General features: G+C 57.4%; 16 protein-coding genes. 13 read left to right on the top strand and 3 right to left on the bottom strand.

The window, feature by feature from the left end:
• Positions 1 to 257: 257 nt before the first annotated feature.
• The 8 genes from HFP54_RS00310 (at position 258) to HFP54_RS00275 (ending at position 8,984) form a co-directional block, all read left to right on the top strand.
• Positions 258 to 1,442 (top strand): hypothetical protein, encoded by a 1,185-nt coding sequence (locus HFP54_RS00310; RefSeq protein ID WP_168563653.1) that lies wholly within the window; start codon positions 258 to 260, stop codon positions 1,440 to 1,442.
• A gap of 241 nt (positions 1,443 to 1,683) precedes the next feature.
• Positions 1,684 to 2,208, top strand: a complete 525-nt coding sequence (locus HFP54_RS00305) for an ATP-dependent zinc protease family protein (protein WP_146411312.1) — start codon at positions 1,684 to 1,686, stop codon at positions 2,206 to 2,208.
• 125 nt (positions 2,209 to 2,333) lie between these two features.
• Positions 2,334 to 3,554: a RimK family alpha-L-glutamate ligase gene (locus HFP54_RS00300; protein WP_146411309.1), complete on the top strand. Its 1,221-nt coding sequence runs from the start codon at positions 2,334 to 2,336 to the stop codon at positions 3,552 to 3,554.
• A 348-nt stretch (positions 3,555 to 3,902) separates the two neighbouring features.
• Positions 3,903 to 5,387 carry an RtcB family protein gene (locus HFP54_RS00295; RefSeq protein ID WP_235951160.1) on the top strand — a complete coding sequence of 495 codons (1,485 nt, stop codon included), beginning with the start codon at positions 3,903 to 3,905 and terminating at the stop codon, positions 5,385 to 5,387.
• The gene (locus tag HFP54_RS00290; RefSeq protein ID WP_315853819.1) at positions 5,380 to 6,900 is read left to right on the top strand and encodes an AAA family ATPase; all 1,521 of its coding nucleotides are present in this window, start codon (positions 5,380 to 5,382) and stop codon (positions 6,898 to 6,900) included. Before HFP54_RS00295 ends, HFP54_RS00290 begins: the two co-directional genes overlap by 8 nt.
• 11 nt (positions 6,901 to 6,911) lie before the next feature.
• On the top strand, positions 6,912 to 7,952 hold the full coding sequence (locus tag HFP54_RS00285; RefSeq protein WP_168563651.1) for a metallophosphoesterase: 1,041 nt from the start codon (positions 6,912 to 6,914) through the stop codon (positions 7,950 to 7,952).
• Entirely contained in the window at positions 7,942 to 8,241 is a 300-nt protein-coding gene (locus HFP54_RS00280) for a hypothetical protein (protein ID WP_146411299.1), read from the top strand. Before HFP54_RS00285 ends, HFP54_RS00280 begins: the two co-directional genes overlap by 11 nt.
• Complete coding sequence (locus HFP54_RS00275; RefSeq protein WP_235951159.1) at positions 8,238 to 8,984, top strand: DNA repair protein; 747 nt, start codon at positions 8,238 to 8,240, stop codon at positions 8,982 to 8,984. Before HFP54_RS00280 ends, HFP54_RS00275 begins: the two co-directional genes overlap by 4 nt.
• Here HFP54_RS00275 and HFP54_RS00270 read toward each other — a convergent pair.
• Both HFP54_RS00270 and HFP54_RS26055 read right to left on the bottom strand, forming a co-directional pair.
• The gene (locus HFP54_RS00270; RefSeq protein WP_168563650.1) at positions 8,969 to 11,518 is read right to left on the bottom strand and encodes a UvrD-helicase domain-containing protein; all 2,550 of its coding nucleotides are present in this window, start codon (positions 11,516 to 11,518) and stop codon (positions 8,969 to 8,971) included. The two genes, HFP54_RS00275 and HFP54_RS00270, sit on opposite strands and share 16 nt — an antisense overlap.
• Positions 11,515 to 14,418: a PD-(D/E)XK nuclease family protein gene (locus HFP54_RS26055; protein WP_168563649.1), complete on the bottom strand. Its 2,904-nt coding sequence runs from the start codon at positions 14,416 to 14,418 to the stop codon at positions 11,515 to 11,517. Before HFP54_RS26055 ends, HFP54_RS00270 begins: the two co-directional genes overlap by 4 nt.
• Before the next feature lie 445 nt (positions 14,419 to 14,863).
• Between HFP54_RS26055 and HFP54_RS00260 the strand changes: the two genes are divergently transcribed.
• The 5 genes from HFP54_RS00260 to HFP54_RS00240 all read left to right on the top strand — a co-directional run bounded on the left by HFP54_RS00260 (position 14,864) and on the right by HFP54_RS00240 (position 20,924).
• On the top strand, positions 14,864 to 15,685 hold the full coding sequence (locus HFP54_RS00260) for a TIGR03546 family protein (protein WP_146411290.1): 822 nt from the start codon (positions 14,864 to 14,866) through the stop codon (positions 15,683 to 15,685).
• The gene (locus tag HFP54_RS00255) at positions 15,682 to 17,442 is read left to right on the top strand and encodes a TIGR03545 family protein (protein ID WP_168563648.1); all 1,761 of its coding nucleotides are present in this window, start codon (positions 15,682 to 15,684) and stop codon (positions 17,440 to 17,442) included. Before HFP54_RS00260 ends, HFP54_RS00255 begins: the two co-directional genes overlap by 4 nt.
• A gap of 175 nt (positions 17,443 to 17,617) precedes the next feature.
• Complete coding sequence (locus tag HFP54_RS00250) at positions 17,618 to 18,241, top strand: RNA polymerase sigma factor (protein ID WP_146411284.1); 624 nt, start codon at positions 17,618 to 17,620, stop codon at positions 18,239 to 18,241.
• Between the two features lie 3 nt (positions 18,242 to 18,244).
• Positions 18,245 to 19,867 carry a serine/threonine-protein kinase gene (locus HFP54_RS00245; RefSeq protein WP_168563647.1) on the top strand — a complete coding sequence of 541 codons (1,623 nt, stop codon included), beginning with the start codon at positions 18,245 to 18,247 and terminating at the stop codon, positions 19,865 to 19,867.
• Positions 19,860 to 20,924, top strand: a complete 1,065-nt coding sequence (locus HFP54_RS00240) for a hypothetical protein (RefSeq protein ID WP_168563646.1) — start codon at positions 19,860 to 19,862, stop codon at positions 20,922 to 20,924. Before HFP54_RS00245 ends, HFP54_RS00240 begins: the two co-directional genes overlap by 8 nt.
• A gap of 36 nt (positions 20,925 to 20,960) precedes the next feature.
• Here HFP54_RS00240 and trpE read toward each other — a convergent pair whose 3' ends face one another.
• Positions 20,961 to 22,484 (bottom strand): anthranilate synthase component I, encoded by a 1,524-nt coding sequence (gene trpE, locus HFP54_RS00235; RefSeq protein WP_168563645.1) that lies wholly within the window; start codon positions 22,482 to 22,484, stop codon positions 20,961 to 20,963.
• Positions 22,485 to 22,945 lie beyond the last annotated feature (461 nt).

Genomic DNA, 22,945 nt, shown 5'->3' with positions numbered 1-22,945 from the left:
TCTGGACGTTCTTGGCAGGGCTTTGGCAGGCGGCGCAGCCAGCGGCGAACTCCCGGTGCCTCGAGGTTGCAAATTTCAAGGATTCCAATGGCAGGGAATCGGCATGAAATTGCTTCTGAATGAACTATGCCACTGGGCGGCGCGTAGTGGTTCACTGGGATGAGGATCATGAGTCCTCGATTGCCGGTTTTCTCAAGGCGTTTTCGATGATAGGTGCTTGAGGACGGTAAGTTCTCGGATCCCAGCGGCTGACTGTTATGAGCGAAGACCTTCTTGGATATCTGCTTGGTGCCCTTGACCCCGACGAAATGGATCGGGTCGAGCGGATGCTACAGTCCGACCCAGAATTGCGGGACGAATTGCGACGGATCGAAGCGTCGCTGCGTCCACTGGAAGACGGATTCGATGCCGTCGAACCCCCGCCGATCGACTTGGTCGCCCGAACACTGGACGCCCTGCCACCGATGGGCGCGGCTGATCCGCATGCGGAGTCAGTCGATTCACCGCTCGCCGAGAATCTGTTTGCCGACGCGGCAAACACGGGCCTGGGCGACGAAGCGGGAAGCTCGAACAAAGCCGGAACGGTTCGTCTAAGCCCGACTGAAGAGCGAATCGCCAGCGGCGGTTGGCGGTGGCAGGACTGGTTCGCTGCATCCATGTCGGCGGCGGTCGTGCTTGCCTTGATATTGCCGGCGGTCGCCAACGGTCGATTCGAAGCCCGCAAGGTCGCCTGTCAGAATCAACTGCGATCACTGGGCATGGCGATCACGCAATTCGTATCGCGTCAGGAACAGAATCGCTTGCCCGCCGTCCATGAAACCGGCCCGGAGGCACATGCGGGTGTCTTCGCGGTCCGATTGAACGAAGCCGGTCTGTTGGATGATGGTTCGGTGCGTTGGTGCCCTTCGTTCGATCTTCCGTTGCTGACGTCGGATCAGGACATCGCCGACGCATCGTCACAGGTCGTGCAGGGTGTTGGCATCTCACCGGAGTCGCCAACGATCCCCGTCGCATCGATGGCATCTTTTCTGCAAGACATTCCCCGCCTGGAAGACTTGCACGCCGCGTCGGTCGATCGGTTGCGTCGCTTGCAGCAGATCACCGGCGGAAATTACGCCTACATCTTGGGGGTCCGTGATGGCGGGCATCTGCGCCCACCGCGTTACGAACATCGCGCCGGTTTTGCCATCATGTCCGACGCTCCGCTGGCCGGGCGTTGGGGCAATGGTGGCCCGACGGAATTGTGGGGACACGGTGGTCGCGGGCTGAATGTTCTTTATGAAGACGGGCACGTCCGGTTTGTAACGGTGGGATCCTTTGAAACCGTGGTCGATGATCCTTGGGTGAATCACCGTGGGCACGTCGAAGCGGGCATCACGCCCGATGACTCTGTGTTGGGCCCCAGTTGGCGCGGTCCTTTTTTGGATACGCACCAGCGTTAGCCTGGTGGCATTTCTGGCGACGGTTTCCGACAATGGTTCGGGTTCGCCCGTCTGTGTGCCCATGGCGATGTCGAACTTGTTCGTCCGCCAAAGTGTCGCACCCGGACCGTCGGATCGGACCGACGGTCGCCCCACCCGTTTGCCATCCATTCGGCCCGTCTCCCTTGAGGCTGCCCCATCGATATCGCTGATTCCACGATGATGGGTTTCGCCCGTTCAACACGCCAGGAGCCCGCGTGCCATGACGACCGATTCACCAGACCAGCCTCCCACGACAGATCCCGCCTGCACCACGCCTTTATTCGTTTGTGGCTGGCGCGAATGGGCTAGTCTTCCGGAGCTGAACGTTCCACGAATCAAGGTCAAGATCGACACGGGAGCACGCAGCAGTGCGCTCCACGCGTTTGATTTGGAAACGTTTCGCGATCAAGGCAAGGAGTTCGTCCGGTTTGCGATTCATCCGCATCAACATCGCGATACCCAACCGATCGTTGCCACCGCCCCCATCTTGGAACACCGAATGATTCGCAGTAGCAATGGCGAAGCCAGCGAGCGAATCGTGATCCGTACGGCATTAAGGTTGATGGGGGAAGAGTTTCCGGTCGACCTAACACTTGCCAATCGCGACGCGATGGGTTTTCGCATGCTGGTCGGACGCGAAGCCCTACGGGGCAGATTTTTGGTGGATTCAAACCAATCATTTCTGGGCGGGCGATTGCGTCGCAGCACCGCCAAGGGCCCGTCCACGCGACGCCCATCTAGCTAAGTCCTTCCTTGCGGCTCCGCAGCCCCCTTCGTTCCGGCCCCACCAGCCGACACCAAGGACATCAACACTGCACCTTTCTATCGCCGTTCTTTCGCAATCACACGACGCCCACCCTTCGGATACTGATGAAACTGGCCATCCTGTCATGCAGTCCCAACTGTTACAGCACCCGGCGACTCTTGGAAGCATCCCAGCAACGCGGTTACAAGACACGCGTCTTGAACACGTTGAAATTCGCGATCGATCTGCAACAGGGTGATCCCGACCTGTACTATCGCAGCAAGCCGCTTAGCGACTATGACGCCGTGTTGCCTCGGATCGGCGCGTCAATCACCTACTTTGGAACTGCGGTCGTTCGCCAGTTCGAACAGATGGACGTGTTCACCGCCAATACATCCACCGGGATCGTCAATTCACGCGACAAGCTACGCAGCCTTCAAATCCTTAGCCGACATCAAATCGGCATTCCGCAGACGACCTTCGTTCGCGATCGAAAAGACATTCTGCCGGCGATCGATCGGGTCGGCGGCGCACCGGTGATCATCAAGTTGCTGGAAGGCACTCAGGGCGTCGGCGTGATCCTGGCCGAATCCGTCAAAGTGGCCGAGGCGATCATCGAAACGCTGCAGAGCACCCAACAGAACGTTTTGGTGCAGCAGTTCATCGGTGAAAGTCGTGGTCGCGATATTCGTGCATTCGTGATCGGCGACCGCGTGGTGGCTGCGATGCGACGCAAAGCCCAAGGCAATGAGTTTCGCAGCAATGTGCACCGGGGCGGCACCACGGAAATGGTCGAACTGCCCGCCGACTATGCCGAAACCGCCGTGCGATGTGCCCAAATCATGGGGCTGCGTGTCGCCGGCGTTGACATGCTGGAAGGTGCGAATGGTCCCCAGGTGATGGAAGTGAATTCGTCACCTGGATTGGAGGGCATCGAAACGTGCACTCAGCTAGACATTGCCGGTGCCATCATCGAGTACATGGCCGCCCAAGTTGACTTTCCCGAACTGGATCTGCGTCAACGACTGACGGTCAGTCGCGGGTACGGGGTCACGGAGATCCTTATTCGCGAAGGCAGTGAATTGGTCGGAAAGTCCATCGACAGTTCGGGCTTGCCCGAGTTGGACATCAACGTGCTGACGCTTTATCGGGGAACCACCGTGATTCCCAATCCACGATTGAAGCGGACGCTGGAGCCCAATGATCGCTTGCTGTGCTTCGGGAAAATGGAAGCGATGCGGGGAATGGTGCCTGAAAAGACCCGTCGTCGTCGTCGCCCCAAAATTCAAAAACTACCGGAATCTTCGGTGCCACCGACGCAGGAAAGCGAACCGGGCGACACCTGATCCGCAGATTCACTCGGGCACGCCGCTCCGGTGCAAACAATCGTCAACCGGCCGCACACAATTCCCACGACGTTCTCTGTGGTTCGGTCAGTGCCTCGATGGGTCGAATCGTAACGCCACGCTGTCGTCGGTGGTTGTGGCCGATCGCCGTTAACTGCGTCCAACGCGGCCATGTGAATTTCCAGCGTCAAGCTTTCGCACCGGACAAGATGACTTGCGTACCGTCGATCCCGCGTCCTAAACAACCGCGAACCTAAATCGGCCCGATCGCCTCTGTTGGCTAAAATTCGAATTTACATTTCGTGAATCGGGACCACCCACTTGTCGCACTCCTGCGCGGACCCAGCCATGACAACCAGCATGATTCCCACCGGCGAGGCGACCGCAATCCTGCCCGCCGGTGACCATCATTCCCCGGTCAAGGTGTTTGGTACCGAAGCGATCCGCAACACGTTCGACGACCTTTGCCTACAACAGGCCATCAACTCCCGCTGCGCCCCGGGCGTAACCGAACTGGTGCTGAATCCAGACGCACACTGTGGGTACGGTGCACCAATCGGATGCGTGCTGGCGTCGCCCACGCACGTCTATCCCGGTCCCGTCGGTTTCGACATCAAGTGTTCGATGAGCCTGCTGCAGACGGACCTGCCCGCGGATGCGGTTCAAGACAAATCGACACGCAGGGCATTGATCGATGCCGTGTGTCGCCGAATTCCCACCGGCATGGGAAAAGGTTCCCGCGACGTCCCCAAAGCCCGACGAATCGATGAAAAGATTGGCAGTGCGGCAATGACCGACGGCGGATCGCCCGACGTGTTGTCGCGACTGGGAATCCCGATCGACTGGGCCGACCGATGCGAAGACGCGTACCATCGCGGACACGACGAAACAATCGATGCGTTAAAGTCGCGTTTGTACGAACTTCGCCAGCGACGCGGGTTCAAAAAGTTTCGCGACAAAGTCCAGCAACTCGGTTCGTATGGCGGCGGCAACCATTTCGGTGAATGCGAGGTCGTCCAGATCGTGGACGATGAAGGTGCCAAAGCGACCGCCAAAGTCTTTGGGTTAATCGATGGCCACGTAGCGTTCCTATCGCACTGCGGATCCCGCGGGATCGGACACCGTTTGGCTTCGCATCAGTTCCAGACCTTGGAACAAAAATTTGACCATTGGGGGATTCCCTATCCGGGTAGCGACAAACAACTGGTTTATGCCCCGTTGGGCAGTGTCGAAGCCGATCGTTACTTGGATGACATGGCACTGGGCGCCAATTTTGCAACCGTCAATCACTTGTTGATCAACGCATTGGTCTTGGAAGCGTTCCAAGAGGTCATTCCTGGCACGCGTGGTCACCTGGTGTACTTCATCAGCCACAACATCGCGCGGCAAGAAACGGTCAACCAACAGACATGTTGGGTTCACCGAAAAGGTGCCACACGCGCGTTTCCCGGCGGCCACCCCGCGCTGTCGCGGACACCCTTCGCCCAAACGGGTCACCCGATTCTGTTGCCCGGCAATCCGCAGGCGGGATCCAGCGTGATGGTCGCCGCAGCCGGTGCGAAAGACAGCTGCTACAGCGTCAATCATGGCGCAGGACGCGTGCTGGGCCGACGACGCGCGTTTCGCGAATTGAACCAAGAATCGATTGACCAGTCGTTCACCGACGCCGACATCCTGACCAATTGTCGTCGCTATCCGCGGGATGAGGCGCCCGCGGTCTACAAAGATTTCAACGAAGTGTTGCGTAGCGTTTCCAAAGCGGGCTTGGCCACGGAAGTGGCTCGCTTGCGTGCCAAGTTTGTCATCAAAGACGCCGCAGACGCCGATGATTGATCCCGAACGATCGGGTAAAACCAATGGCATGATTCGAAAAATCAAGCTTAAGAATTTCATGTCTCACCGGTCGACCGAGATCGAGTTGGCCGATGGTTTGACTGTGCTGACGGGACCAAACAATTGCGGAAAATCGGCGATCGTTGCGGCATTGCAGGTGCTGGCCAGCAACGGTCGGACGACTCATGTGACCCGTCATGGCGCTAAGGAATCCAGCGTCACCGTTGAAACTGATGACGGACAAAACGTCACTTGGCGACGGCGTTCCGGTGTCAGTTACACCATCAACGGGAAAGACATCGGTCGCGTCGGTCAAGCAACGCCCGAATCACTGCACGATGTTCTTCGACTGGCAAAGGTCAGTGGAGACAATGGAAAAGCCGAATACGACATTCATTTCGGCGAACAGAAATCTCCCGTCTTTCTGCTGAACGAATCGGGCAACCGTGCGGCCACTTTTTTCGCTTCGTCATCCGATGCCGCGTTGCTGATAGCGATGCAGAACCGGCACCGGAATCGACACCGCGAAGTGAAGTCAGAACACAGGCGACTGACCCAGGACCTGACACAGGTGGATCAGCGTTTGGCGGCCTATCAACCGTTGGATGACCTGTCACAGCGTTTGGATGCGGCGGAAGCAAAAGGCAACGCCGTTCAGGATCAAGCAAAGCGAATCGAGCGAATACAACAGTTGTTAAGACAACTCAGCCGAACTCAGGAACGTTGTCGTGAACTGATCAGCCAACAATCCGTGCTGCAACGACTGGATACCAGTCCCCATCGTGCCGAGACGCTTGCCAGCAGCTTCAACCGAGCCCAATCGCTGCGTTTGACACTGCAGCGAATGCAGCGTGCCGAATCCACCCGCAATCGGGCACAATCGGTCCGTAAAGCTTTGCGCACGTTGGCCGAACCACCAACGGTTCGCGACGTCAGGCCGATCACGCAGAGCATACGTGGCATTCTTTCGGTCACTCAACGGCGTTCACAGTGTGAACGCCTGGACCGCTCGCTTTCCGGCCTAAAACCTCCGCCGGACATGCGGCCGGCCCAACGATGCCAATCGATGGTCGCTGAATTGGAGCGTCTACAAACGCGATGCGTCCGCCTGAACGCCGTCCACCGATCATTGGCTGCGTTGGTTTCACCGCCGGCGACCATCGAAACCAAACCGCTGGTTCGATTGATTGCGACCCTGGGTCGATTGCAAACCGACCGACGACGATTCGCTCAAATCGTCGATTCGTTGAACCGTTTGGATGCGGTGCCTGTCGCTCGGGATGCATCGCTGTTGTCGCAAACCCGATCACGTCTGGTTGCCGCCGAAGCCGCAGTCGCCGCGCAAAAAGAGAAGCTTCAAGCAGCCCAAACGCTGAAAGACGCAGCGGTCAAGCGTTTGGAATCTTGGGTACAGCAACACCCGCGATGCGAAACCTGCGGCCAGCAAATCAATGTCAATGATTTGATGTCCACCATGCCACAGTTGCATCAACACCCCGACCAGCCCCATTGAATCGCCACACGATGCTGTCATCCACCGAAGTTTCAAACACTGAACCGACGGCGTTTCGGGGCCTACTGTTCATCGGTGACCCACACTTGGAAGCCCGTGTTCCGGGTTTTCGAAAGGACGATTATCCGTCGACGATCCTGCAAAAGTTTAGCTGGTGTTTGGAATTTGCTATCCAAAACCGACTTCAGCCATTTCTGCTGGGCGATCTGTTTCAGTTACCTCAAGACAATCCCAACTGGCTGATTAGCCAAATCATCGAAAACGTCCCCCGGCCGCTGCCAGCCATCCATGGCAACCACGACGTCCGCGAAAACCGCATCAGCGAAAACGACAGCATTCAAATCCTGTTCAATAGCGGAACGCTGCGACGCATCGATGCAGACCACCCCTGGATCGGAAATGTGGACGGCAAACAAGTCGCGGTATCGGGAACATCGTGGGGCGAAAAGTTGCCCAAACGGTACGAACGCCGGACCGAAGACCTGGTTGTTTGGATGACGCATCATGACATCCTGATCCCCGGATACGAGGACGCTGGTCGCATTCGTCCCAAACCGCTTTCGGGTATCGACGTCGTCATCAATGGCCATATCCATCGCCCGTTACCTCCGGTCCAAACCGGCGAAACGCATTGGATCACGGCGGGAAACATTGCACGCCGAACACGCAGTGATGCGACACGATCACGAACCCCATCGGTCGTCTGCCTGACACACAAGGGCTCCGATCTTGATTTCCAACGACCGGTGGTCAACGAATATGACTTGGGCAACGATTGGCAATTGCAGTGGATTGCCATCCCGCACGAACACTTCGACGACGTTTTTCATGAAGCCGTTGAGTCCGATGAATCGGCGCCCGACGAACAAGGGTCCGGTTTCATCGCGGACCTCCAAGAATTGATCACCCGCAAGACGGAAACAGGTGCCGGATTGATCCAATTCTTGAACGACCACCTTGATGATTTTGCACCCGAAGTCGGACAAGAAATCCTTAGCCTTGCCGGCGAAGTTACCCAACATCCCGATCAGGACAGCCTTGATGAGTCGTGAGACAGCGAAAAGCATCGAACAACTGCGTACCGAATTTGAATCGCTGAACGAACAGCGGATCAAAGCAGGCACCGAGTTGGAATCCGCCAATCGTCAGTTAGCAGAACTGCAGGCGGAAGCGGAAAAGGAATTCGGCACCAGCGACATCAAGCAGCTGGAAAAGATGCTGGACGAAATGCAAACCCAGAATGAAAAAGACCGTCAGGAGTATCAGGCCCTACTTGACGACATTGCCCGGCAACTGAAACAGGTCGAACAGGACAACCAATCGGGTACACCAGCGGAATGAATGATCCGATCACACCGTCGACACAATCAGCGACCCCGATCTCGACCAATGACGTATCCGTATCGGCGGATCAACTGCGTCGTCGCTTGAACAAGCTTTCCGGCAAACGCGAAGAATTGCTGCGTCAAAAGCAATCGCTGTCTGTGGAAATCGAAAAGGCGAACGGCTTTCTGGAGATCGCTGATGCGGTGACCGAAGCGTTGGACAAATTAAGCCAAGACGTCTTTCATCGACAGTTGCGTGTCATCGAAACCACACTGACCAAAGCCCTGCAAGAGGTTCTTGATCAGCCCATCGTTTTCAAAGCGACGTCGTCGCTCAAACGTGATGCGGCCAGCGTTGAGTTCGTCGTCCAACGTGACGGATTTGATGAAGACATTATCCGAGGGCAGGGTGGTTCGGTTGCCAACATTCTTTCAGTCGGATTGCGGCTTTTTGCCATCACCATGCTGGACGAATCCAAGCACCGTAAGTTCTTGGTTTTAGATGAACAAGACTGCTGGCTACATCCGGATTTGGTGCCACGTTTGGTTCGAATCGTACAAGAAGCGGGCCGCGCACTTGGCTTTCAGGTGTTGATGATCAGCCACCATGACGTTCGGCACTTCGTGCGGTTCGCCGATCGCGTGTACCGGTTGATTCCCGATACCGGTGACGGCGTGACGCTGGAACGAGTCCCGACGGAAGCGGAACACGCGGACACCGAAATGGCAATTGAATCCGCCGATCAAAGCCACCACTGATGATCTCCCACTTCGAAAACCGGCTGTTCCGGTGACGAAGGGACATCCCCCAGTTCCAACGCATCCAGAATCAGGCCCGCGGCCGTTTTGGCGGAACCGCTTTTGCGTTTTTCCTTTGGTTGGACGACCAACTGCAACGATTGCCGAGCCCGAGTCATGGCAACGTACAACAGACACAGCGCTTCGGTCATGTCCCCGGCTTCACAGCGTCCGAATGCCGCCTGCCAACGCTGTGATAGGTAGTGCCGACGCTTCTTGCTGACATAACGTGTCAAACCGGTGGCGGGTTCGGTCACCGACGGGGCATCGGCGATGCATCCGCCTTGCCGACGGGTCAACGGTTCATCCAGATCCGGCAGCACGACGGCGTCAAACTCCAACCCTTTGCTTGCGTGCACGGTCATCACCCGGACGTTGGCGGCCTGGGGGCGTTCGACACCTTTCTCGCGAACCAATCTGACAAAGTCGCTCAACCGACCGGTTTCCACCCAAGCTTGAGACGCGGCCAGTTGGGTCAGCTGTTTCAAACGCAGGGCATCCGAAGCGTCGCATCGATCCAGAAGCTGATCACATAACCAGAAAACCGTTTCAGCCAATCCGCCATCGGTCCAGCTTTGGCGAATCCGATTCTCGATCCCGTGAAACGCTTCTTCATCGACAACGCCCTCACACAGGGCATCACCCAGTGGTGAATGCATCAGATGGAACCGCCAACGGCCATCGCCGGGATGCTCCACCATCATCAAAGCGGACAACACCAATTCGACGGCCGCTGAATCGGTCAGTGGGTGGCCTCCCTCCTGGCTGACGGTCAATCCGCGACCGTCCAAACGCCACATCATCTCCGCCGCCGCCCGCCGTGACCGGGTCAGGACACCGATCGTGCGATCCGGAGATCCGAGATGAAGTTCTGTGACGACGCGGGCTGCTGCGTCAAAGCAAGCTTCTTTCCACTGGGCCTTTTTTGGATTCGCGTCAGCGTTTTCGGGAGTGTCGCCTGACCAAATCGCGACGTGTCCTTTCAGTTCCGGCTTTGCTGATACATGCGGCGGGAAAGCTTCGCGAAAGCGTCGCACGGCATCAGCTTGAAACGCATCGGAATCCCAGTCACGCTGAGGCCCCGAAGGAGGTGACGCCTTCAAGTTTTTGAACACGTCGGTGACGAAGTCCAACACCACCGGGCTGCTGCGATAGCTTTCGTTCTGTTCGACCGTGCGGACACCGTCCAAGTCGTCGGTCACCGAATCGAAGATCTCCGCGACGCCGCCGCGAAAACCATAAATGGCTTGCTTGGTATCACCGACACAAAAAAAGGAACGGGCGGTGCGTGTTTCATCGTCGTCGGACGATTCGGCCGATGTGGCATGAATCGCAAAGGGACGCAGCACCGCCCACTGGATCGGCGAGGTGTCTTGAAATTCATCCAACAACAAGTGATCGATCGGCGCATCCAACCGATCGTTTCCGATCACATCGTGCCGGTCGGAATCGAACTGTCCGAAGTAATCAGCCAGCCGAACCGCCACATCGTCAAAGCTGAACCTACGGCGGGCGGCCTTCATTTGCTGAATCCGCTGATCAAAGGTTTCCACCAAGGTGCCTGTCGCTCGATTCTGCGCGTCCAGCAATGCCAGAAAATGGCTTCGGACACTTTCAAGCAGAACATCAAAACTGGGATTCAACTGATCAGGAAACTTTGATCGGCCGTACTTGACCTCCGTGCGACTGCGTCTTGCTTTGACGATGTTGTTCAAAAGAGTTTCTTCGGCCAGTTCGTCCCATTGAGATTGCTCGGCCGCATCGGCTGTCTTGTTCAAGCACTTGACCAAGCTTTTCTGTGGCACATCGGCGGCACGAAAATCCGTGATCATCGATTCCACCTTTTGCGTCCCCGGCATCCGCGGAACCTGCACGGCATTCCAGACCTCCGGGTCGCATCGACGCTGAATGGCATACGCATCGGTCACCACACGCTGAATTTCATTGGACACGCTGCGGACCACTCGTCCTTTGGACAACATCGACAACAGCGAACGCAACTCCGGCAGATCAGCCGACGCCACCAGGTCGTTGACCGCGGATTCGACCAGCCATCGTTCTTCGATCTCATCGGTCAAATTCCATCCGGCGGGAAGTCCCAATTCGAATGGCAAACTGCGGGCAAGCGTTGAAAACAAGCTATCGAGCGTCGACACCTTCAAGCGGTGAATGTCAAACACCAGATCTCGGGCCAACCGACTGCATTGAGCGCGGGGCAGGGTGGGTAGGTCGACCTGAGCGCGCAAACCGTTCAGCGATTTCGGATCCTTCTCATCCGCCGCTTTGGCCAAAGCTTCTAATACACGTGCCAAAATTTCCCCGGCGGCTTTCCGGGTGAATGTGGTCGCCAGAACAGATTCGGGCGGAACCCCCTGCAATAGAATTCGTAAAAATCGAGCGGTCAACTGATACGTTTTTCCGGTACCAGCGGATGCACGCACCACGGTCGGTTTCAGTTGCAGAATGGCTTTTCGATCCTCGGCAACAGCACTCATTGCACCGCCTCCTCCACTTCGCTTTGCTCGCGGCCCAACATCTGCGACGCCACACCGGTTTGCAGGATCATCGGGTAATCGTCAAAGGGAACGGGATCATCCGTTGGCTCAAAGTGGCCAAGACGAATGGCACGAACGATTTCATGAATTTTTTGGATCGCCTGCTGCATCAACTCCTCCGAAAAGTCCGCGATATTGATCGTGGTTTCGGTTTCTTTATCACTGATATTGAAATACCCCAACTGAACCGTTTTGGGATCGTCGTGAATCCCCAACGCCGGCAACATCAAGCGATAAAGCGGCAGTTGGAGATCCGCCCAAACCGTCTGACCATTCTTTTGTTTCAAATGTCGTTCATTCGGCTTGTCGCCATGCGTCTTGTAGTCCAACACGGCCCATGCACCCGATGATTCGTGTCTGTCGATACGATCAAAGCGCCCGCGAACACCCATTGGTTGCCGGTCAACGATGATTTGGCCGCCGGATTTTTCGTCCACCGGTTTTTCAACATGTTCAATTTTCCATCCATCCGCACGACGTTCGGCCTGTGCTTTGGCGACGTGTCGCAAACGCATCTGGGCCTGCATGATTTGCATGCGAACCGCTGCGTTGCAGTGATCGCCATACCGCTTCTTGGCTAGATCGCTCAAATGATCCAACAGGGCATCTTGGATCACCTTACGATCGTCTGAATTGGCGACATCGGATTTGCCAAACGCTTCCAAGGTGTCGTGGATGAGGTTTCCGAATTGGTTGGCCGCCATTTCATCGGAACGATCGTCCAATGGGCTAAGCTTCAGCACGCGTCGCAAATAAAACCGATACGGACACGTCAGATATTCCTTGAACGCCGTGACGCTGATCACATTGACCGGCTGGATTTCCCCCAGATCGGGAATGGGAAGACGAGTCTTACTTGCCCCACCATCCCACCGATTGGCGATTCGTTCTTTGCGGTTCGCGGGTACAAGTAGATTGCGCAAGCGTGCCGCCACGCGATCCGGTTCAGCCGCCGCCATCAACCGAGTCGGAGGTGTCGGGCTTCCGTCGGCAGACTTTTTGCCGACCACCAGCCGAATCTCGGGTCGGCAATTGGACAACAGAACCAATGCGTGAACGTCACGGGCATAACGCCGATCATTCCCTTCGGTCGTCAATCGGCTTCGCAGCGCCAATGGCAACAACGGATCGGCCGACACGGGTTCAGGAACAAACGGATGATTCATCGCCGTGACGATCATCGACGGTGCGTCATCCATCGGCAAATCCAACCATCCCAGCACTGGGACCGCACTTGGATCATTGTCTTGAACAACCCTGAGTTCAAAGATGCGCTGGACGATCAATTCCAAGCCTTCCGCCGCATCGACCACAAGGTCCAAACGGTCATTCAGATTCGCCAGACGATCCAGAAGATCCAATGTCTTTGCCAAGGCAAGTTCTGACCGCTTTCGTTCCGCCAAACTGGATCGGAAGGGAATGACAGGAACGCTATCGGTCGGTTCCACATCCGGCAGATCTTCCAACGGTTCGACTTCGTAAGTCTGACGCAACCAATCAGCGGCGATGCCGCACCAAACGGAAAGCGTTTGGGGCGAACGACCGCTAAGCGGCTTGATCCAGTCGACAATGGCATCCTTTGCCTTGATCACGTCAGCAAATTTCGGCAACGCTTCTTCGACGGGCGGATCGTCGATTCGGACCGGGAAATGTTCTGACAGATAGGAGTCCAAATGCGCCAGGGAAGCGTCCCTGCCAAAACGATGAAACGCATCGGCATGACGGACCAACGTGGCCAAGTTGTCCCACGTCGGTGTGGCCACCAGTGCGGCGACTTGACGAAGCAGGCGACCAATGGCCGTTTGCGCCAGATTCCAACCCAAGTGACGATAAGTGGTCGCGTCGATCGAACGCATTTGGTTTTCGATCGGGACCACGTGCGACTCATCCGTCACCCCCAGGGTCAGGCGTTCAGCAGAAGAATCAGATTTCAAAGCGACATAGCTCTCCGCCACTGCCGCTGCCTGGTCGTGCACATCATCAGCGTTGATCCAGCACGAGTCATCAAGTTCAAACGCAAACGATTTCCAACGTTCCGGTGCGACACGTCCGAATTCATCGAAGTGATCAGACTGCTTTTCCGGCGCCGCGATGTAGGCGTAGACTTCGCAATCACAGTCGGCAAGTAGCCGCAGCGACCCTTGATTCAAATCCGTTGTTCCGACCAGCACGACGGTCCGACCACAGACGGCATTGCCCGATTCCATGGCCCGCAATCGTTCGTGATGCGGATCGATCAATCCGGCATCCGCCAGGGTGCGAACATAGCGCGGATACAAACGATTCAGCAGACGCCAGCTTTGAGTTTCACGCGGACCGACACAATGATCCAAACATTCATCAAACCGAATCGCCTGTGCCGCCAATGCTTCGTGGGTCCGGCGAATCATCGCGGCGATTTCTAACCATTGCGTTAACGGTTCGGCCGGTGGCGGTGTCGGCATCAAAGCATCCAGACGATCATCCGGATCTTGTTCACTGCGGATGCGAGCTTCTTGCAACACACGTGCCCAAGCAAAGGTCTGTTCGATCGGCAACGCCGCTTCGCCGTCGCCGCGGTACAGGTATTCGGGTAACTCACCGGTCGTCACCATCTTTGGCCAGTGCAGGGCGACCTTTCGCTGCTTCGCCACGTGCTTCAGCCGATCGCCCAGCAACACTTTCCCACGAGCGGTTGGAACGACCACCAACAAGGATGACAACGGCCAGCATTTTCCTGCTCCGGAGCCCTCAGGAGCGCCAGAACCCGCTTCGCGGACGGGGAAGTCCGCGGCCAGCGTATCGACCACGCTGTGCAACAGTGGCTTGGACCAATCAAGAAACTTCCTGTTTGCTTTCACCGGCATGGCAATAAGTGGCCTGGAGTCTGGTAGCAAGAAATGATTATCCAACAGGGTAAATTCGGCGGGCTTTTCCGACGAATCAGCCGTGCGGTATCACGCGACGGGCGACGCGTACGACAATCACACCGAATGGTTTCGGAATTTGGATTGTCGTGGGAGCGCGTGACACGTTTGGTCACCAGCGGTTTCACGCGAACGTTTCATGCGGTCGTCATTCGTTTCCATCGAAGCCCCTGAATCGACCGCATGCGATCGCTGCCCCCTTCGACGCCGAATCAGATTGACGTCGGATTAAAGCGACAAGGTAGAATTTATCAGCTGTGCCGAAAGTTTGGACGGCAGGATACCGATAACGGCATTGGAACACACCCGAGCGGTAGGGGCGAACTGCGCGTTTTGCCTTCGCAACCGTCGGTGACTCGTGCGGATGGAGACGCACCCGATGATCTTATGGACGATCAAGCTCATAAATAATGTGCGGAAAGCCTTCGCGGGTCGACAACACCCGTCTCAGTTGGCTTGGGCCGTTGCGTTCGGATTTTTGTTGGGCGTGATACCTCATGGCAACCTGCTGGCGATCGCCGTGCTGGTGCTGGTATTGTCGTTAAGGCTGAACCATGCCATGGCAGCGTTGACAGCGATCCTGACAGCCATCTTTGCACCACGTTTGGATCCGGTCAGCGATACAATTGGCCAGTTTCTGCTGAACCAACCGCGTTTCCACGACGCCGCGGTCAACGCCTGGGCAATGCCGCTGGTCCCGTGGACCGACCTGAACAACACGGTGGTCTTGGGCAGCCTGCTGATCGGCCTGGTTTTACTGGTGCCGATTTTCTTGGCGACCTATCCGATTTTTCAATTGGTTCAGCGTCTGCACGTCCAGGACGAACAAGGTCAAGAAACGGCTACCGCATCGCGACGTCGCGGTGATCTTTCCGTCGACCAGCCCCATGGCCACGTCGGCAAGCCGCATGAACGCACAACCACGGCACGTCCGTCAGACGTTCGGAACGTCACGTCGCCGGCCGCATCGACCGGGCAGCGAATTGACGCCGCACACACGGCATCGGCACGTACGTTCGATGACCAGCCGGCCGCCGCGTCGGTCGAAACTCGGATCGACGTGATCCGCATGGCTGAAAACGATGCCGACGCCGCGAATGACGCGTCCGCCGGCACCCGCACATCCAAAGACGAGATGGACGAAGCGTTGAACTTTTTGCTTCGCCAATTGCGTGACTCTCAGCAAAAGGACGTAGCATGATCCGCTGGCAATTCGTCTTCACGCGACTGTTCATCGTCGTACTGATTCTGTTTCTAATCCGATGGGGTCTGGGACCGGTCGCGAAGTACGTCACCGTACGCGGCTTGGAAACGGTCACGGGTGCAAAGGTCGAAATCGACCACGCCCAGATCGGCATGTTTCCGCCACGCGTTCGTTACCAAGACGTCCGCATCGCCGACCCGCGAAGCGACAAATCGATGCGGGACGCTTTCCGCGCCGACACGATCGACTTGGTGATCGACGGCAACGCGTTGCTACATCGCCGGTTCGTGGCCAGCAGCGGCCGCATCACGGGAATCACGATCGGTGAAGCCCGCCAAACCAGCGGACACTTCGACCAAGTGGAACCGGAAAGCGTTGACGACGGTCCGTCAATGATGGGGCAGTTGCTGTCAGGCTTGACCGGCAAAACCCAACAATTTGCGGACGATTTCACGGGCGATTTGGAAACCATTCGTCGTGGCGAACAGATCCGCGATCAATGGCAATCCGATTACAACGCTTTGATGGCACGCGCCGAAAACTTGGAAGGTCAAATTCGGTCGATCCGCGACAAGGCCCGTGACCTGATGTCCGGCGACGAACTGTACAACAAGCTGCGTGACACGTCGGAACTGCCGCGTCTGTTGGAACAGGCCATGAATGTGCGTGAAGAACTGGTTCAAGTCCGTGACCAGATCGACAGCATGCCGTCACGGGTGCGAACGGACTGGACCGCGCTCCAGCAAGCCAAACAAATGGACATGGAGTTGATCGATTCCTACGTCCCCGGCAACCTGTCGGAATCCAAAAACTTCGGCATCGATTTGATCGCCAATTCGATTCGTCAGGAAATTCAAACGGTTCGCGATTACTTCGAAGGCGGCAAGACCATCGCCGACTACACCGTCCTTGCCCCCGAATCAGAACGATCGCGTGGCCGGTACTTTGACCTTCGTGGCGACAACCCGCCACCGGTGACATTGGTCCGCCAGTGCGAAGTCAGCGGGTTGATGCGTGCGGACGGCAACTCGTATGAAATGACGGGGGTGGTTACCAACATCACCCCCGATCCCCAACTGTTGGATGAACCGACCAAAGCACGCTTGCAGTTGGATGGCCCCGAACTGGTGAACGTTGAAATCGTCCGCGATCGTCGCGGCGGCAACGACCTGAACACGTTGATCGTTCATTGGCCCAGTGCCCGAGCAAAACCGATCGAGATGGGCAGCGGGGACGACGTCCGCCTGACCGTCACGGGCGGCGATCGCGAGCTGTGGGTTCAGATCAGCGACGATGCCGGGCACCTGTCCGGTCGCGTGGTCAGCAAACAGTTGGGCGTCAACGTCGGATTGGACGTCGACCCATCGGCGGCCGAAACGGCACTGGTAACGTCCATGCGTCAAAGCCTTTCGGAAGTCGATCGCATTGAGGTCGACGCAAACTTCAACGGGACTTGGAACGACCTTGCTTTCGACGTCAGTTCCAACCTCAGCAATGTCTTGAATCGCGCCGTCCGTGATGCGGTTTCACTGCAGGTTGCCGAAAGCAAGAAAGAGCTGACACAAAAGGTTGACGCAGAGTACTTGAAACAGACGCAAAGCCTGAACCAATGGCTGGCCACGCATCAAAACCAAGCCAACGATTTGATGCGGAAGGCGGATGAATCGATCGCCGAAATCACCAACAAGATTGCGGAAAAAACCGATCGCTTTGCCGATAGCATTTGGAATCAAATCGAAAGTCGACTTCGATAAAACGTCGAAGCCGAAGTTTCACGTCCAAAAACAGCGTCAGGGCGGCCCGGAGACATCCGGGCCGCCGTTTTTTTTGCGATTTTTGGTCCCATGGGCGCAAGACGAATCGGTTCGAGTTGTTCTATGATCGTAGGCGGAACGGACCGCCGAATCGGATCGCCAACCGCCGGACCCCATGCCCGTGTCGATGACCGAGTCGCCCGAAACCCGCCACAGCCTGCTGGTCCGTCTAAAGGATCACGATGACCAACAGGCCTGGACGGAGTTTTACGAGATCTACGAGCCGCTGATCTACCGATTGGCTCGCGTTTGTGGGCTTCAAGACGCCGATGCACGCGAAGTCGTCCAAACGGTTTGCCTGTCCGTCAGTCGGTCGATCGGGCAGTTCCGACATGCGGGACGGACCGGATGCTTTCGTGCATGGCTGCGGCAGGTCACCCGCAATCAAACCATCAATCAATTGAAACAGTGTTCGCGTCACCCCGGGCTCGGTGACGGCCCCGAAGCGGTCCAGTGGGACCAACTGCAACATGACGCGGCACCGCCGGATCAGGTCGTCGGGGCTAAGTTCGATCGCGAACACCGGCGGCAAGTATTTTGCTGGGCCGCAGAAAAGATCCAACCTCGTTTCAGCCCGGTCAACTGGCAAGCATTCTGGCGCACCTGTGTCGACGGTGAATCGATTGCGTCGGTTGCCGAGGCATTGAATCTGTCGCCATCGCAGGTGCACGTCGCCCGCTGTCGAATCATCGCACGGATCCGCGAAGTCGTCACACAACACACTGCACCGGAGCCGTAGTCGATGATCCGCATCCCCGAAAACTGTCCGACGCAGTGGCTGACAGGCCTGCTGGATCAGACGTTGGAATCCGACCAAGAATCCGCCGTCACCCGTCACTTGGAATCATGCCCGACTTGCCGCGAGCGTCTGCAGTCAATGGCCGCCGATGATGCGTTCTTTGACCAGGCGAAAACGTTTCTGTCCGACCAGGACGTGAAAACAACGCTGCACCCTTGGCAGAACGAGCGTTCCGGAGCGGATGGCCAGATTCGACGCTTTCTGCCGCATTTGGAACCTTCGGCGAACCCTGGCGGGCTGGGCCGGATGGACCAATACGAAATCCATCGTTTGGTCGGCTGGGGCGGAATGGGAATCGTATTGCAGGCGACGGACCCCAGTCTTTCGCGGCCCGTTGCCATCAAAGTTTTGCATCCACATCTTGCCGCCAACGGACCTGCGCGTCACCGCTTTAACCGCGAAGCCCGCGCCGCCGCCGCGGTTAACCATGCATCCGTCGTTCCCATTCACTCGGTCGACGCCGATCACGATCCGCCGTATTTGGTGATGGCTTATGTTCCCGGCGGGTCTCTTCAGGATCGCATCGATGCGAACGGTCCGTTGGACATCGAAGATTGCCTTCGGATCGGATTGCAAATCGCCGAAGGGCTTGCCGCCGCACACCGCCAAGGTTTGGTGCATCGTGATATCAAGCCTGCCAATATTCTGCTGGATCACGGCCAAGACCGTGCGATGCTGACGGACTTTGGCCTGGCCCAGGCGTTGGACGATGCGGGACAAACCTGCAGCGGAACCATCGCCGGCACGCCACAGTTCATGTCCCCCGAACAGGCACGCGGGTTGACGGTCGACGCCCGCAGCGACGTGTTCAGCCTGGGCAGTGTGTTCTATGCCATGTTGACCGGCCGACCGCCGTTTCGCGGCGAGTCCTCCCTACGAGTCCTCACCCAGATTCAAGAAGATTCCCATCGCCCACTCTCGTCGATTCGGTCGGGAATTCCGATGTGGTTGGAACGTTTGGTTCATCGAATGTTGGCCAAGGACCGATCACAACGCATCCAATCGGCCGACGAAGCCGCCGAGCTAATTCGCGGCTGTCTGTCGCATCATTCCGCCCCACACGACCATCCCGTTCCTTCGTCGCTTTGCGTTTCCGCCGGCACGTCATCTTTGCTGTTGAATGTGGCACGATTTCGAAATATCGGTGTGGGTGTGCTGGCACTAGCCGCCGTGACCATCTTCGCGATCGCCACGCAAGAATGGTTAGCTCCCGAATCCGATTCCCAAAGTGCCCCCGGGCCGGCCCCGGTACAAATCGCTACACCGGATCACGCGGCGGATCTTCCGGCGGTTGAAAATTTGCCGGATTGGGCGTGGGGAGATCTGACGAGCCAAGGGTCTTCGGTGCCGCTTGTCGACCCGCCCAGCAATGTCCCTTTTGCGCAGTCATCGCCTGTACCGCCATACCAACCGATCCCGCCGGACGTGACGGCTTGGGATGACGGCCTGGATCCCGTGCTCTCGGCAATGCGAGACCGTCTATCGGGTTTTCGTGTTCCCTCATCCACCACGACTTCTTCCCCTTCCGCCCCCGAACCTGACGCAGGAGAAACGCCTGATGAATGACAACAAGCTCCCAAAGTTCCTCACCTGGGCTTGCGTGGCTGCGGCCATCGCCGCCATCCCCACAGCCTATGCCATCGCCCAACGTCCCGATGGGACGCCGCGTGAAGGTGCCGAAAGACGCCGGGACCGCCCCGAAGGGCGTCAACCCGTTGCACCGGTGCCGCCGCAAGCGTTCGATGCTTTTTCACCCGTGAAAGGCAGCATGCCGTCTTTTCCATCCCTGCCGGGGATGCCTGGAAACCACGATCATCAACCGACGTCGGACGAGTTCCGGCGTCTGGACCAAGAAGCCCGAGAGTTGGCCAACGCGTATCGACGCGAACGACAAGAAGAGAACCAAGAACGCATCCGACGTGAATTGGTCGAAGTGACCGAGCGTGCTTTCCAGCAGCAACTGGAAAGGCGTGAGAGGGAGATCGAAAACTTACGGCGACAACTGGAAGCGGTCCAAGAGCACCTGGAACAGCGACACCGATTGCGGGAGGAAATCATCAATCGGCGGGTTGCCGATCTCTTGGGAGAACCCAGCCCATTGAACTGGGATATCGGCCCGATGCCAAATGCCACCGCGCATGCTGGTGGCCCGGGAACCTCGCTCGGTGCGTCCACTCGTTACGCTCCCAGCCGCGGCACTAACATCAAAACTCCGCCGACCATCGTTCGTCGTTTCGACCGGGAAACGGGCCGCGAGTTTGATGTGGACGTCAAGGTGTTTCGCGACGGACAAGATTTCGGCGACATCGCCCGCAAGCTGGCCGAACGAATCACTCAACAAGCCAAATCACATGCACGTGATAGTGCACGGGAATCAGCCGAGGAGGCACGGGAGCAGGTGATGCAGCTGCGGCGCGAGATGGAAGAGATCCTTGACGACCTGAATGATCGATTCGAAGACGACGAAGAATTCGAACGTGAGGAGGTTGAACGCCAAGAAGAAGAAGAAGAAGAAGAAGTCAGCTCGTCCCATGACCGTAGCGAGGACAAACGGGACAGGGACGACCGTCGTGACCGGGACAACGATGACGACTGGAAAGACGAGGACCGGAACGAAGATTGATCGGCCACTGTTCTGCTATCTGCCGATGCCGAACCCCTAGGGGCGGCATCGGCGAACGGCCATTTCAATTCCCGCGATCATGGCCTTCGCCTTATTCAACGTTTCTTCGTATTCGGCGTCGGGATCACTGTCGGCCACGACGCCACAACCGGCCTGCACATAGATCGTTCCGTCCTGAACGACCATGGTCCGCAGCGCCAAACAGGTGTCCATGTTGCCGCGATAGTCGATATAGCCGACCGCGCCGCCGTATGGGCCGCGGCGATGCGGTTCGATTTCGTCGATGATTTGCATCGCGCGAACTTTCGGTGCGCCTGACACCGTACCGGCAGGCAGGCATGCTTTGAGCGCGTCAAAGGCATCGACATCGTCGCGCAGTTCCCCTTGGACTTCGCTGCTGATGTGCATCACGTGGCTGTAACGTTCGATCACCATCACCTCGGTCAGATCGACGGTGCCAAATTTGGCAACTCGGCCGACATCGTTTCTTCCCAGGTCAACCAGCATCACGTGCTCGGCACGTTCTTTGGGATCGGCCAACAGTTCGCGTTCCAAAGCCTTGTCTTCCGCATCGTCCTTGCCACGACGTCGTGTCCCGGCCAGCGGGCGAACGGTCAGGCGACGATGATCCACACGGCACATGATTTCCGGGGAACATCCGACCAACGTGCATTGACGCGACCGAACAAAGAACATGAACGGGCTGGGATTGACCACTCGCAGCGAACGATAGATCTCCAGCGGATCGATGTCGGATTTGACTGACAAGCGTTGGCTGGGGACGACTTGAAAGATGTCACCGGCACGAATGTATTCGACGCACTTGCGAACGCCCTGACAAAACTCTTCTTTGGTGAAGTTGCTTTGAACTTCCAGATGGGGCTGCGTGTCGTCGACGACCGCGACGCTTTGAACGGGAAAGCTGTGCGGTTGTGACAGCCGCTGGACGACTTGATCCACCTGGCGTTTGCCGGCGTCATAGGCCTGCTGCAAAGCGTCGCTTCCGCCCGGCGAATCTCCGTCGCCTTTCACATCGCGACAATCGACCAGATGGACGACCAGGATGGTTTTGTCGACGTGATCGAACACGCACAAGGTGTGATAGAACTCGAAATCCAGATCGGGCAGTTGCCGATCATCCTCGGGCGCGTTGGGCAACTTTTCCGCGTAACGCACCACATCGTATCCCGCGTACCCGATCGCGCCGCCGATGAATGGGGGCAAGCCCTCGGGGTCGGCGACGGTGAACTGGAAATACTTTCGAAAACTGTCCAGGGGATCATCGGACTGAAACGATTCCACCGTTTGATCGTCTTCGATGACCAGAACTTGATTTCCTGTCGCGGTAAAACGACGCATCGAATGCGTGGCTAGGAAGCTGTACCGGCCGACTTTTTCGCCACCGACCACCGATTCGAACAGACAAGCCGGACCGCCGTCGTCCAGCAATTTGAACGCCGTCACCGGAGTCAGCGTATCACTGAGGACTCGCCGATAAACCGGCACGAAGTCGTGCCGCTGGGCCAGCGAACGAAAATCATCAAAGTTGGGCTGGTGCATGGGCTTGCGGTGGTGGTCGTCGTCGGTGGCGCCGGCTCCCTCGAGCGAGCGGACCGGAATCGGCGAAACAGGGATCGGCGAAACGGGGCTCCACGATCCAAGGAAATCCCGTCGGTGGCTTGAGTTCCTACCAGGCAAGAATCTTCAACGCCGTTGGGGGTTCGACAACGAATCGAAAAATTTTCGCCGTCGGCCTTCGCGCGGATACTGGCAAGTGTGGACGCCGATGAAGGACGTGCAAGCGGTCTGACCAGCGAATTCGCCATCCGGTGCGGCGGAACCGATCCGTCAAAAGGACTTACGTTGACAGTGTTTATGGCCTCGATAGAATCCACAAATGACCGCCTGTGGGTGGTCTCGGATCGATTACCGGCCCGTCTGTGGCGCGGTCGGCGAGGTGTTGACCCGAATTTGGCGAGACGCCTGAACAAGGGTTTCGCCCCACGTTTCGATTTCGCCGG

Origin of the sequence: Crateriforma spongiae (assembly GCF_012290005.1) — a bacterium.
In the GTDB taxonomy this organism is placed as follows: Bacteria; Planctomycetota; Planctomycetia; order Pirellulales; family Pirellulaceae; genus Crateriforma; species Crateriforma spongiae.
Note: the sequence above shows the minus strand (reverse complement) of the source record. Positions and strands in the feature narration are given on the sequence as shown.